Genomic DNA, 14341 nt, shown 5'->3' on the forward strand with positions numbered 1-14341 from the left:
ATCAAGGGAATCGAGAATGAGTTTGAATATAAAAAAATTTAACCCCATGACGACACTTTCAACCCTAGTAATGACGTTGGTCATGTTTCCTGTTTCTGCTGACGTTAATCAAGAACAATTCGAGTTAGGTAAGCAGAAAGCAAAGGTGTGCATGACCTGCCATGGCGTTGATGGCATCTCAACGCAAGACCCCTACCCGAACCTTCGCGGTCAAAAGGTGGGATATCTCATTTCCTCGTTAAAAGACTATCAGACAAGGGAAAGAACCAGTGGTTTGGCAATTCTCATGCAGCAACAAGCCGACACACTTTCAGACCAAGACATCCGCGACATTTCCTATTTCTATTCAATGCTCGGCAACGATTCAAACTCACTCAACGAATCAAATTCAGTCAGCGAATAAAAGCTTTAGGCAAGGAGCCTTGTTATGGAACAAGTGACACCGCAATACAACATTAAGGTCGTTAAGTACTTCATCATCGCGTCTTTAGTGTGGGCAATCGTAGGTATGATCATCGGGGTGATTCTCGCCGCGCAATTGTATTGGCCAGTCTTAAACTTCGATTCTCAATATTTCCAGTTTGGTCGACTGCGCCCGCTACATACATCTGGGGTGATTTACGGGTTCGTCGTGAATATCTTGATGGGGACATCTTTGTACATTGCCCAGCGAACAGGCCATTGTGAGTTGTTCAATAAAAGCCTTTCATGGATGGTATTTTGGGGATGGCAATTTATTCTATTGCTTGCGGTCATTTCCTTACCCGCAGGCCACACCAGCTCAAAAGAGTATGCAGAGCTTGAATGGCCAATCGACTTAATGATCGTGCTGGTTTGGGTGCTCTATGCAGTGTTGTTCTTTGGCACCCTAGCCAAGCGTAAGGTTAGCCACATCTTTGTGGCTAACTGGTTTTTTGCTGCTTTCATTATCGTTGTTGCCATGATTTTCATTGTGAACAATCTTGCGATGCCGGTTTCGGCCATGAAGTCCTACTCTGTATTCGCAGGTGCTCAAGATGCGATTGTTCAATGGTGGTGGGGACATAATGCCGTTGGTTTCTTACTGACCGCTGGTGTGATCGGTATGAATTACTATTTCATACCCAAAGCGGCGGATCGACCTATCTATTCGTACCGCTTGTCTGTGATCCATTTCTGGGGCTTGGTCGGCTTTTACACGTGGGCCGGAACGCACCACCTAATCTACTCTTCCGTTCCCATCTGGATTCAGAACATCGGAATCGTGATGTCTTTGATCCTGTGGCTCCCTTCTTGGGCCGGTGCGTTCAATAGCGCAATGACCCTTCTACAAAACAAAGAAAAGCTGAAGTCCGACTACATTCTTTTATTCTTTTTCTCAGCGATTCTTTACTACTGCTTGGCAACATTCGAAGGCCCGCTACTTGCTATTCGCTGGTTCAATATGGTGGCACACAACACCGAATGGATAATCGGCCACGTACATTCCGCAGCACTCGGATGGGTGGGAATGTCAGGGATAGCGGTTTTTTACTACTTCATTCCACGCTTGTGGGGCCAAACCGACCTTTGGTCACGACGACTGATTAAGTGGCACTTCTGGCTTGCTCATGCTGGTGTCGCTATTTATGCGATTGCGCTTTGGGTCGCGGGGATCGGTGAAGGTTATATGTGGCTCGCTCAAAATGAAAATGGCGAACTAATATACAGCTTTGTAGAGGCTATGGACTTTAAAGCACCTTGGTTGTTCTTACGATTCTTTGGTGGTGCGCTGTTTGTTCTGGGTTTATTCCTAATGGCATTTAACTTATTTAAAACCGTTCGTATGCCAGTAGTACATAACGCTAAACACGCCGTTAATGAGGGGGCTTAAATGATGAGTAAAGACTTTACACATTCAATCGTCATTTTAATTTTGACCACAGTTGTCGTCGCTTCCTTTTCTCTTTTGGTTTGGGTAGTGCCCAGTATTGTCCGTGGTGACGATATTGCCAAAGGCAGCTTAGCGATGCCGCTCACACCTATTGAGTTGGCAGGGCGAGACATTTACATCAGTGAAGGCTGTCATGTATGTCACACACAAATGGTTCGCCCTCTAGAGCCAGAAGTGAAACGTAATGGTCGTCCGAATAAAGAAGCAGACGATATCTATGAATTCCCTAACTTGTGGGGTTCCAAACGTACAGGGCCAGACCTTACTAACCTAGGTAGAAAGTATTCTGACCAGTGGCATGCTATTCATCTAATTGACCCTCGAAAAGTCGTACCGACATCGATCATGCCCGCCTACCCTTGGTTATTTGAACAGACTCTGTCAGGTGACGACATAAGCGACAAAATGGAGACCCTCCGCATACTTGGCGTTCCTTATACTGACCAAGAAATAGGCGATGCCAGATTACAAGTAAGAGGAAAAACCAAAGGTGAAGCTCTGATCCGCTATCTACAAAGCCTTGGTAAAGATACGTCACAGGAGGTATCACAATGAGTGCATTTTGGAATCTATGGGCGGTAATTTTAACCTTAATATTCTTTGTTTTGATGGTGTCTGTTGTCGTTAAATACTGGCGTAGCAATCACCAGGCCGATCAAGACCACACCCTTGGTACTTTTGATGGCATTGAAGAAAAAGATGCGCCACCGCCAAAACTACTCTTTGTTAGCTATGCCGTTGCCTTCTTAATGTCTGCAGGCTATTTAGTCCTTTACCCTGGATTAGGGGAATGGGAAGGATTAGTCGATTGGAAACAAAGCGACGATAAGCTCAGCTCACCCAGCACAACGTTAAACGAGCAATTTTCTCAAACAGCAGAGACAACCCTCGAAGGCTTGGCTGGTGTTCCTGAAATAGTGAACAGCGGGCAGATTCTGTTCCAAACTCACTGCGCGGCTTGTCATCGTGACAACGCTCAAGGTCAGAAACACTTCCCTAACCTTATTGACCAAGAATGGCTATATGGTGGTAGTGATGAAGCGATCATTCATTCGATCGCCAAAGGGCGAAATGGTGCGATGCCGGGTTGGAGTGAGATAATGCGACCCGATGAAGTGGCTAAGGTTTCTTACTACTTAGCTTCCCTCAATCAACGCCATACCGATGTTCCAGAAGTGAAAGTCAAAGTCGGCAAAGAGCTGTTTGCAAAATACTGTTCGTCTTGTCACGCCGATGGTTCTATCGCGAATCCGGCGATCGGCGTCCCTGATCTTTCCGACGATATTTGGCTGCATGGCGGCAGTATTGAAGAGATACAACACACTATCAATAAAGGCTTGAACAACCTGATGCCTGCGTTTGATAAACAGCTTACGGAAAACGAGATACTCGCACTGGGTGCTTACATCCGACATGCGGGATCAGAGCAGCAGCAAAGACTCGCGAACCTAGAAGCTCAGTCTATTGAACGTGGTGAATACCTGGCTTATGCCGGTGACTGTGTCGCGTGTCATAGTGCCGAAGGTGGCGAACCTTTTGCTGGCGGACTGCCTTTTGTGACACCTTTTGGCACCGTCTATTCAACCAATATTACTCCCCACACAACAGAAGGTATTGGTACTTATGACTTTGATGATTTCCAAGCCGCGTTAGTTGCAGGTAAAGGTAAGAATGGTTACCTGTACCCTGCAATGCCTTACACCTCTTATCAATACCTCACCGACCAAGACATGGTCGATTTGTGGGAATACATGCAGTCAATCACCGCGGTGCCTCGCCGCAATGACGACAACAGCATGATGTTCCCATCGAACATTCGTCTAGGGTTGCTCGGTTGGAACATTGTGTTCATGGATACCGACCCGATTGACTATCAAGTGCCTGAAGAGCTTAAATCGGAAGTCGAAAACGTTGAGAAATGGCAACAAGGGAAATATTGGGTTGCTGGTCTTGGACATTGCTCTGAGTGCCATACCCCGCGAAACATTGCTCAAGCTCTGATACCTGAACGTATTTTCCAAGGTAACTTGATTGACGGTTGGAATGCGCCCGATATCACGGCCAACGAGCTGTATGTCGATGGTTGGGATGAAGCGACACTTACCGATTTCTTACACACGGGTCACTCAGACAAAGGTACTGCTTTTGCGGGCATGGCAGACGTAGTAAAAAACAGCCTCAGCTTGATGACACGTGAAGATATAGAGTCGATGTCTTATTACCTACTCAGCGGTGACATCAACAACACCATTGCCAGTGACGCGGTTCCGTTAAAGCCTAAAGGGTTTGATGAAGACTCTTACGCGACTGACATTTACACTACGTATCGCCAGACATGTGGAGCTTGTCATGGTGACGATGGTAAAGGACGAGACCCAATTGCCCCTACGCTATTGAATAACGGCATTATCATGCACAGCGACCCATTCAACACTATTGCGGTGACTGTGCGCGGCCTACAACCCACCTATCTCGACAAAGACAGAAACTTCATGCCAATGGCAAGCTTTGAAGATGTGCTGTCGGATCAAAGGTTGGCTGAGTTGATCACCTTCGTGCGATTGCACCTTGGAGATAGAGAGGAACCCGTCACAGCGGAACACGTACGAGAGGTAAGAGAAACACTTGAAGCAGCAGGTTACGCTGGAGGATTACACACCACTCCAGACATGTATGACCGCAGAGACAACACCATCAATATCCGGTAACAGACAAATGGCTTAGAAAGTGAGTTGCAATAAACCAAAGGGAGACCAATGTGTCTCCTTTTCTTTTGTCTAAACGCACCCTTTCGACGCTTTGCCAAACAACACAATTGTAACCAACTGATTACACAATTAAGCAGAGCTGCACATAATGCGATCAATCTCGCAGAACAAAGATGACATCAAGTGCATAATATACAAAATTTTATAAAGGTGTACTAAGGACAGATATGGATACAACTACACTCATCTACGATACGTTGGAAGGCCTGTCGAGCGCAAAGCCACAGCAACACGCTCAAATCCGCCAAAATCTATATAACCAATTAGATTTATCATTTGAGAAGCAGTTGGCTTTGTATTCATCAGTTCTTGGTCCAGCAAGTGCTGGTAGATTGACCGATTTGGATAGTGCAGTGATGTCTGCACGCAAGATTGTTGGCTTAGAAAACAGCTAAACAACCTTCAACCTATCTCAACTTTAACGCTGCCATTGTACAGCGTTTTCTTGTTTCTAGCGTATCTGATTTCTAACGTAGATAGCTTCTGACGTAGATAGCCTTTAACGCAGATGGCCTCTAACGTAAATCGTCTAATTATTTTGGCAAGTTTTCTAACGCTTCAACCATCGTCATTAATTTATCTACAATTCTTTCGCCATCGACTCTCAAGCCATTGTGCTCATACTCGTTGGTGATCCACGCTTTTGAGTTTGGAATGTTCGCCAGCGTTTCACGGCTGTAATCCAGTTCTACGTACATGTCGTCAGCGTAAACTGCACATGCCATTGGAACCGTATTCTTGCTTAGCTGCTCTGCATTGTACAAAGAACCCCAATCTGACTTCTCAGCTAATAGATTGGCTGCTTCACGCAGTGGCTTCAACGTTTCTAGTTGATCGAACATCCATGGGTACACCATTTCTCCGGTAAACCAGAACTCGCTACCCGATTGGTAGTTAAAGTGTGGGTACTGCTCGCGTACTCGGTGTGCAGACCAGTTAGACGCTGCACCTTGGCAGTAAATCGATTCATGCAAAATCGCGTAGATTGGGTTCGTTAGGTAGCCCTGCTCTTGCTGCATTTGATTTAGGAAACTATAGCTTAACTGCTTGCTTCCGCTCACTTCAACAAACGCACTCTCCAATGTGAAATACATCGGCAGATTCGCTTCTCCGCCACCAAGGTTAATACCAATCAGCTGGAACTGTTCAACTGTAAACACCTGACCGTTTGGCAGTCTCACATCGTTGTTGAGCAGGTAATCAGAGATCTCGCGACACATAGCTTGTGCTTGTGGGAACTGAGCAAAAAAGGCTCTGTTTTTATCTTCTACACGCTTGTAAGTCGCACGATAAACATCATCAGCTTCGCGTTCAATAGACGGAATACCACCCGTTACATAACAACGCTGCAAGCTCTGTGGGAACAGTGACAAATAGCTCAGTGTACAGAAGCCACCAAAGCTTTGACCAATCGTCGACCATTGTTTAATACCAAACTGCTCACGAATCGCTTCAGCGTCACGAACGATGTTATCCGCTCTGAAATGCGTTAAATATTCGACTTGTTGTTCTGGAGACAGATGGGCCAAAGTTTCATGGCTAATCACTGTGCTTTTGCCTGTGCCGCGTTGGTCAAGAAGCAGAACACGATAGTTTTGCAAAGCACGCTTCAACCAACCAGATTGGCCGCTTACTCGTGGAGAAGGAAAGCCTGGGCCGCCCTGAAAGTAGATAAGCCACGGCAGCTCTTGCGCATCTTTAGCGAGATCAACCAGTTCACGTGCGAAGACTTGGATCTGTTGTCCATCTTTGGCTTGATAATCAAGTGGCAACTCGAAAGAGTGCTGACGATACAGGGTGGTTCCATCAATAAAGTTAGCTTGCACGCTTCATTCCTTTTTATCTGATTCTAAAGTCATTGGTACGAATAAAAATGGCGCCCTTTAGCACCCATATGAGCAAGATACGCATAGTAGCTTGTAAATGAAACCGTTTGTTTAACATGAATGTGAACGTGCTTCGTTTAATTGTTCAATTACCTCTCAACGGGTAACAACGTGTGTCAAAACAGTCAGTCTAGAAGAGGTAAATCCAGCGAGAGATCAAAAGAGTGAAGCAAAAAAAGAGGGACAAATAAAAAGAGCTTAACGAGGTGAGGATACGTTAAGCTCTTTGGTTTTATCTATGTTGATAAACTAACTGGGTTATTTGCCGTTAATCTATCGAATCTATTTGTTCTAATGAACCTATTAAATCTAGCGACTACGAAGCCGTCAGTTCACCTGCACCTTGAGTCGAACGTTGGCTACTTTCGACAAGGATAGCCGTCGCAGTCTCTTTCAACGCGCCCCACTCTCCATCATCAACCTCAATGCCATCGTTCCACGCTTTCTCTTGAGTTTTAAAAAGTGCTTCTGATTCAATGTGTGTTTGGTAGCCATCTGACAAACGTTCGATATCGAAATCCTGGACGGAAAGTTCGATGGTCATATTGTGGATATGTTCGACCGATGCCAGTGGCAAATCTGATAAAAACAGTTCTGGAGCAACGCAACCACGATTAAGAACATACAAAGTGCTCTTAGGGTTAGAGCCGTTATCCCAACGAGCCATGCACGCAATACCTTTCGCTGCCAGTTTTACAAGCTCGCTGTACGCTAACCAACGGTTGTGGCAGTTGTTTAGCTCGATTTTCAGCGTCTTTTTGCCGACCATTTTTTCAATGGCGTAATCCATCACCACAGGAAGATGACACGCTAAGCTCGCCTTGTGCAGGTCCACTTCAACTGTGTTGTCGCTTCTCACTTGGATGTCTACAGGGCAATCGTCTTCTAGCCCCATAAAATTGCTCGCATTGTTAAAATGACGAACGCCATCCAAACCGACCATTTGTAAATCTGCCACCATGTTCGCTATCACATCGGCTTCACCACATGTACGACGCATACCCAAAAAGGCTTTATTAACGGCCGCTACCAGTTCATTGTGAGAAACGATCATAACGATTTACCTCCATGTTGAGCGTCGATATGTGTAGGAACTTTATTTGAGTCAGCCATCTCCGCTTCACTCGGTAACAGCGGGAACACCCATTCGTCCTGATGAATTTCATCAAGCAGCGGTGCGCCTTGGAAAAACGTCACTCGAACCCAACGGTCTGAGCGAGGATCAAACTTCGTTGCACCAAACATTGCTAGCTTACAACGCAGTAAGTGCATTGGTGGCGAATCTTGGTGCAACACATTCATTTGAATGTCGCCCATCGCTTTGTTTCCTAGCGTCCACACTCGACGTGCAATTGCACGGTACTGTGGCTGTTTAACAAGAAACTCAGCCAATGACAGTTCTGGCGCGAATTGCAATAACGCATGGTACAAACGGTAAGCTTGACGGCCGATATCTAACGGCAGTTCACGCTCTTCGCCGAGTTCCTCGCCTCGGACACCGAGCCTTGGCTCTTCTTTGTCTTGAGAGCGATACCAGAACCAGTAGTTATTTTCTGCTTTCGTAAAGTCAGTCGTGATCGCCCAACGGTACTTTTCTTCTAACACAACCAAAAGGTCTTGAATCTTTTTACCGCTTGGAAGCGACAGCGTTTCGCTACAATTCATTTGCTCTTGATGGGCGTCCACTAATTCTGGGTACAATTCCATCAAGCATGAGATAAGAATTTCTTGGGCTTCCATACTCATGTGCTTAGATTGTTCAACTAACTGCGCCCATGTCTCGCAATGGTTCACAGAAGCTTCTAATGACTGTTCTGCGTGTTTCAACTCATCAACAGCGGCTTTGTTCAGCTCTTGTTGGTTTTCATTGATGGTAACAACTTGTTCTAAATGACAAATCGCCTTTTTAACGTATGTACGTAGTGGCTCAATCAACGCCGTATCGGTCTGACTAGCCAACACGTCCGCCAATGCATGTTCACGGGTTGTCATCCATTGATCGACAATACTTGGGTGGTTAATAAGGTATGGCGCCATGCCTAAACCAGTCGCATTACCAACACCAAGGTAACGTTGTAATCCTCTGTGCAAGGTAATCGCTTGTTCGCCGCCCTGTTGCTCTGCTAGGTAATGAACCCAATCTAGGCTGAACTCACGCAGCATATAAACCGCACACATTTGCGCACTAAATGACTGATTAAAATCTTCATTTTTCTCTAAGATTTTAAAGTCTGCAATGCCAAATTTGCCATTACCATAAACGGCAGTGGTTCTTAGGATGTAACCTACTTCAGCCAGTTCTTTTGGCGTTGGTTGAACACCTTTCGCCAGGTGACTCACGATGTGTTCAAACACACGTACACTTTTGTTTGCACGCGCTAAAACAAGTACGTTATTTGGATTACGGCCGGCTTCTTGTAGCGGTACATTCGCACGAAGTCTTTCAAGTAGGGTGACATCAACATCACCAAGAACAAGCGCAAACGTTACGTCCCACTTTTCAGCAATTACACGGTCATTTCGTTCGTCGTCTGCAATTTCATCGCAAAAAACAACCAAATGATAAACATGGTTTGGCGTCGCTAGCTTATAGATAACATGACCAAAACCGTGAGCGTCTAATTGCCACTCATGTTTCGTCACTTTCCATTCTTGCTGCGCCATTTTACGAATCAAAGTTCTCACGAAGCTGATGCGTGTTTGGTGCATAGCACCTAGCCTTTCCGGTGCCATGACGACGGTTGCGTCACGCAATGCTGATTCAGTGTAGGTAGAACGATGTGCATCCATTTTGCTCACCACCTTATAGTTATAGGATTTTGCTAGCCATTCAGAACCGATCGTTGCCATCATTTGAAGCATTCGTTTTTACAGTGTGTTGGTTAGCGTTCACGTTATTTGGGGTAAGAGAACTCACCCCTTATTATTTGTCCTGACTAGATCGATTGACCTAGATACGTGCCGCCCGGTGTATCTTCACCAGTACGGTTTTTCTGTTCCTCTCGGAATCTTGTGTCAGCCTTCTTTCAAAGGCTGACACCTTGTTTCTTTTTCATTTTTAGAGAGCGTTTTCTCTACAGGCTCTTTTCTTTACAGACCCTGCTCTTCTACAAACCCTGTTCTTTTGCCATCTTGATTGCGATTTGAGGCGCATTCCAAAGCGATGGCAGTAAGATTATGGACACCGGTACCGCTGTGATAACAATGAACGATTGCAGCGCAGAAATACCGCCAGAACCAAGGGAAATCAGAATTAACGCTGTTACCCCCATCATCACACCCCAGAAAGTACGAATAATTGCATTAGGTTCTGTCTCACCACTGATAACCACACTGATGGTGTAAGTCATCGAGTCACCCGTCGTTACGATGAAGATCGTGGTTAAGATCAAGAACAGAATAGAGATTAACATTGGCATAGGTAGCTGCTGAGTTACTGCCAGTAGCGCACCTGGTAAGTTGAAGCCTTCGAACGCTTTACTTACACTGCCTGGATCTGCAATTTCGAACGCAAGACCAGAGCCGCCAACAATCGTGAACCAGAAGCAAGTTACAAACGGTGCAATAAGGCTAATGGTTGATACCAATTGGCGAATACTACGACCGCGTGAAATACGAGCGATGAAGATTGCCATCATTGGGCCGTAACCTAAGAACCAACCCCAGAAGAACACTGTCCACCAGCTTAACCATCCTTCGTCACCACGGTATGTTGCCATTGGGATGAAGTTATCTATCATGCTGCCTACACCTTGGATGTAGCCATTGAAGATGAAGTTCGTTGGGCCGAAGATCAGAATGTAGACCATCAATGCCATTGCTAAAATTACGTTGTAACGGCTTAGCATTTGCATTCCGCGGTTTAGACCACTTAATGCCGACAATGTGTAAAGCACGATAGCGAACAAGATGATGATTAGCTGTGTTGTGAAGCCATCTGGAATACCAAACAGTTCGTTCAGAGCGTAGCTGACTTGCAAGCCCAAGAAGCCGATCGGACCGATAGTACCCGCCGCTACAGCGACAATACAACATGCATCAATCAGTGCGCCAGTGTGGCCTTTCAGTGCTCTTTCGCCCAAAACTGGGTAAAGCAAAATACGAGGTTTAAGAGGCAAGCCTTTGTCGTAGTGAAGGTGCATAACCACGATAGACGTTAAGCTGCCCACAATTGCCCATGCGAGGAAGCCCCAGTGCATGAATGATTGTGATAACGCATTCACCGCGCCTTGTTGTGCGTTTTCTTGTGCGCCATACAAGGGTGGTGGGCTAACGTAGTGAGCGATAGGCTCTGCTGCCGCCCAAAATACACCGCCACCCGCCAATAGCGTACAGAAAATGATAGCCATCCAACGGAAGCCATCCATCTCAGGTTTAGCTATGCCACCTAGGATAACCTTACCTGTTCGCCCTGCCGCTAGGCCAAGACCAATAAGAAAAGTCAGAAGAAGGAGCATTTGCCAGTAAGGGCCGAACACTTTTACAGACCATGCAAAGCCCGCGTTTACTAGACTTGATAACAGCTCGCCATCAAATAGAGCAAGGGCTACAAACAGAGCGATAAAACCGCCGCTGTACCATAGTGCTGGGTTGGTTAGTCCTAATTTGTCTGAAGTAGATTCAGACTGTGTATTTTGGCTTGTTGTATTACTTGCTGTGTGTGTTTGACCCGCATTTACGTTTGAAGATTTCACGCTATTGGTTAAATCAGACATACTCTGACTCCAGAGGTTTCTTTGCAGCTGTCACTTTAATGATGACTACAAGAGGTGTATTTAACACCTGCCCTATTGTTTTTTGTGTTGGGCAGGCTAATCCATGTTTGGGTTACCGCGTTGCGAAATAGACCGTTGTTCCTTTTGAATAGTGACATTGGTTAAAACAGCACGTCTAAATGAACGTTAATTAGAAGGCTGCTAATTCGATGATTGCTACTGAGAAAGCACTTAACCCTTGCTTTGAGGCTCTAGGCCATCTTTCAAGAAATTAAACCAGTTTTCTCCCAAGACTTGCCCAGCTTCAGACTCGCTGAAACCATGACGCATCAATCCGTTATAAATATTTTCCATACCCGCACTACCGCAGAACCAAGGCAACGCATCTGGCCAACCTGAGTTGTTCGCAGAGCCTTCGCCGTAGTCCATTGCTTTAGACCAACGACCATTTCTCATCCATTCAAGAACGGCTTGAGGCTGGTTTAAGCATAGGTCACTGCCAATTCCTAGGTGCTCTACGCCGACCATATCGGCTGTCGTCGCAACCATTTGGCAGAAGTCTTCCAACGTACATTGGCTGCCGTTTGGTAGGTGGAATGGGTATAAGCTGAATCCGATTAAGCCACCGCGTTCGGTGAGGGCTTTAATCACATCGTTTGATTTGTTTCGTAGTGCATCATGAGCAAACGTTGGGTTCGCATGGCTGATACAAATAGGACGAGAAGACAGGTCAATCGCTTCAAGTGTTGAACGCTCGGCACTGTGAGACATATCGATGATCATGCCCACTCGGTTCATCTCTTCGATGGCTTGTTTACCGAAACGAGTAATACCGGTGTCGTTCTTCTCGTAGCAACCTGTCGCTAATAAACTCTGGTTGTTGTACGTCAGTTGCATGATCAGAAGACCTTGTTTGCGCATCACTTCGATAAGACCAATCTCATCATCGATTGGAGAACAGTTTTGAGCACCAAGGAAAATACCGACTTTACCGGTCGCTTTTGCAGCCTCAACATCAGCCATTGAGTGAATCGGCATGATAATGTCTGCATTCTGCTCGAATCTTAAGTTCCACTCTGCAAAGCGAGATAAGGTTTCACGAGCTGTCTCGTGGTAAACCGCGGTAGCGTGAACTGCTGTAATGCCGCTCGCCTTTAGTGTTTGGAAATATTCTCTGTTCCAATTGCAGTATTGCAATCCATCTATAACAATCCGTTGCTGGTACATAACCACTCCTATTGAAAGCTCAGTGTTCTAGCTCGGTTTTGAAAACACGCTCAAATAACATGTTTTCAAAAATGGGTTAAATCACTTGTCTAAGTTCGTTTGCTGCTTTGGTTTGGGTGTTGGCCTGACTCTGTGAATCAGGCCAATTCGGTAGCTGGATAGCTAGGGACTTAATATCCTCAGCTATCCAATTCTTAAAAGTGGATTAGTAAGGACGCTGGTAAGCCGTCTTCACTACTGTGTAGAACTCTTTCGCGTATTGACCTTGTTCACGAGGACCGAAGCTAGACTCTTTACGACCACCAAACGGTACGTGGTAATCGGTGCCCGCTGTTGGTAGGTTCACCATCACACAGCCTGTTTGCGCTTGTTGCTTGAACATCGCGCTAGTACGTAGGCTTTGAGTAATGATGCCGCCCGTTAGACCAAAGCGAGTATCATTGGTTGTCGCGATAGCTTCTTCTAGGTCAGCGACACGAATCACGCTTGCCATTGGTGCGAACACTTCTTCTTGGTTCACTTCCCAGTCGTTCTTCGTGTTCAAGAACAGCGTTGGAGACATGTAGAAACCTTCAAGTTTCATGCTTAGGCGTTCGCCACCAAATGCGAGCTCACCGCCGCTTTGACGTGCTTTCTCAACCCAACCTAGGTTTGCTTCAAGTTGGTTGCCGTCAACAACAGGGCCCATGAATACGCCGTCTTCTAGTGCGTGACCCACTTTCAGCTCGCTCATACGTTTGATCAGTGCTTCAACGTATTGGTCGTGAATGCCATCCATAACCACTAGACGAGAAGATGCGGTACATTTTTGACCTGCGCCAGAGAATGAACCTGCGATAGTTGCATCAACGGCGGTTTGGATATCAGCATCATCAGCAACCACAAGTGCGTTCTTACTGCCCATCTCTAGTTGGCAACGAACGAAGTTTGGCGCTGTAGCCGCCGCAACCTTACGACCTGTATCAACAGAACCAGTAAAGCTCACACCGTTCACTTCTTTAGAGTTGATCAGTGCATCACCTACTTTCGAACCGCTACCTAGAACAAGGTTAAACGTGCCTGCTGGCATGCCTTGGCGGTGGATAATTTCAGTTAGCGCAACCGCACTTGCTGGGGTTAGGTTTGCTGGTTTCCAGATAACGCTGTTACCGAAAGCCAATGCTGGAGCGATTTTCCAAGCCGCTGTTGCTGTCGGGAAGTTCCAAGGAGAGATGATGCCGATAACACCCACCGCTTCACGAGTCACTTCAACAGAAACGCCAGGGCGTACTGATTCTGCGTTGTCGCCAATTTGACGAAGTACTTCAGCCGCAAAATACTGGAAGAACTGACCTGCACGGTAAATCTCACCACGACCTTCAGCAAAAGGCTTACCTTCTTCACGAGAAAGCAACGTACCTAGCTCATCACAACGTGCAATCAGCTCATCACCAATCGCTTGAAGTACCGCTTGCTTACGTTCAATCGGCGTTTTTTCCCACTCTGGTTGAGCGTGCTTCGCCGCTGAAATCGCTTGTTGAACTTGGTCAGCACTTGCTTGTGCAAAGTTACCGATGTTTTCAGAAATATCTGATGGGTTAATGTTCGCAACGGTGCTTACACCCGCTTGCCATTCGCCGCCAATGTAAAGTGCGTTTTCTGCTTGAACATTCTGTAATTGAGTCATCATTCTGTCCTTGTAACGGTTAGGTTGCGGTTGAGTCTGGCAACCATCTGGTTAATTAATAAACTGTTAATATTCAGGTAATTAATTGCTAAAATAAGATGTATATTTTGTTTCTAAAGTGAACCAAATCGCTTGTATCAATAAACCACTTCAATTTAAAAGAGTTT

Annotated in this window: 11 protein-coding genes; 5 read left to right on the forward strand and 6 right to left on the reverse strand. The window is 45.9% G+C overall.

The features are described from left to right. Positions 1-16: 16 nt before the first annotated feature. From K08M4_RS19335 to K08M4_RS19355, 5 genes are all read left to right on the forward strand, one after another. Positions 17-403 (forward strand): c-type cytochrome, encoded by a 387-nt coding sequence (locus K08M4_RS19335; RefSeq protein WP_004730436.1) that lies wholly within the window; start codon positions 17-19, stop codon positions 401-403. Between the two features lie 24 nt (positions 404-427). Then, the gene (gene ccoN, locus K08M4_RS19340; protein ID WP_086051077.1) at positions 428-1852 is read left to right on the forward strand and encodes a cytochrome-c oxidase, cbb3-type subunit I; all 1425 of its coding nucleotides are present in this window, start codon (positions 428-430) and stop codon (positions 1850-1852) included. Then, the gene (locus K08M4_RS19345; RefSeq protein ID WP_009844942.1) at positions 1853-2467 is read left to right on the forward strand and encodes a cbb3-type cytochrome c oxidase subunit II; all 615 of its coding nucleotides are present in this window, start codon (positions 1853-1855) and stop codon (positions 2465-2467) included. Beyond that, positions 2464-4620 carry a cytochrome c gene (locus K08M4_RS19350; RefSeq protein ID WP_086051078.1) on the forward strand — a complete coding sequence of 719 codons (2157 nt, stop codon included), beginning with the start codon at positions 2464-2466 and terminating at the stop codon, positions 4618-4620. Before K08M4_RS19345 ends, K08M4_RS19350 begins: the two co-directional genes overlap by 4 nt. 227 nt (positions 4621-4847) lie before the next feature. Next, the gene (locus tag K08M4_RS19355) at positions 4848-5075 is read left to right on the forward strand and encodes a PAS factor family protein (RefSeq protein ID WP_004730426.1); all 228 of its coding nucleotides are present in this window, start codon (positions 4848-4850) and stop codon (positions 5073-5075) included. Positions 5076-5213: 138 nt separating this feature from the next. Here the strand turns inward: K08M4_RS19355 and K08M4_RS19360 are convergent, their stop codons facing one another. The 6 genes from K08M4_RS19360 to K08M4_RS19390 form a co-directional block, all read right to left on the reverse strand. Further along, positions 5214-6506, reverse strand: a complete 1293-nt coding sequence (locus K08M4_RS19360; protein ID WP_086051079.1) for an alpha/beta fold hydrolase — start codon at positions 6504-6506, stop codon at positions 5214-5216. A gap of 376 nt (positions 6507-6882) precedes the next feature. Next, positions 6883-7620, reverse strand: coding sequence for a DUF3726 domain-containing protein (locus tag K08M4_RS19365; protein WP_086051080.1), 738 nt, complete (start codon positions 7618-7620; stop codon positions 6883-6885). Further along, a complete protein-coding gene (locus K08M4_RS19370) occupies positions 7617-9419 on the reverse strand; it encodes a hypothetical protein (RefSeq protein ID WP_086051081.1) in 1803 nt (600 codons plus the stop codon). The genes K08M4_RS19365 and K08M4_RS19370 overlap by 4 nt, the downstream gene beginning before the upstream one ends. Positions 9420-9673: 254 nt before the next feature. Beyond that, positions 9674-11281, reverse strand: coding sequence for a BCCT family transporter (locus K08M4_RS19375; protein WP_086051082.1), 1608 nt, complete (start codon positions 11279-11281; stop codon positions 9674-9676). Positions 11282-11512: 231 nt separating this feature from the next. Beyond that, positions 11513-12508, reverse strand: coding sequence for a membrane dipeptidase (locus tag K08M4_RS19385; protein ID WP_086051083.1), 996 nt, complete (start codon positions 12506-12508; stop codon positions 11513-11515). Positions 12509-12713: 205 nt separating this feature from the next. Then, positions 12714-14174, reverse strand: a complete 1461-nt coding sequence (locus K08M4_RS19390; protein WP_198299353.1) for an aldehyde dehydrogenase family protein — start codon at positions 14172-14174, stop codon at positions 12714-12716. Positions 14175-14341 lie beyond the last annotated feature (167 nt).

Origin of the sequence: Vibrio syngnathi (genome assembly GCF_002119525.1) — a bacterium.
GTDB lineage: Bacteria > Pseudomonadota > Gammaproteobacteria > Enterobacterales > Vibrionaceae > Vibrio > Vibrio syngnathi.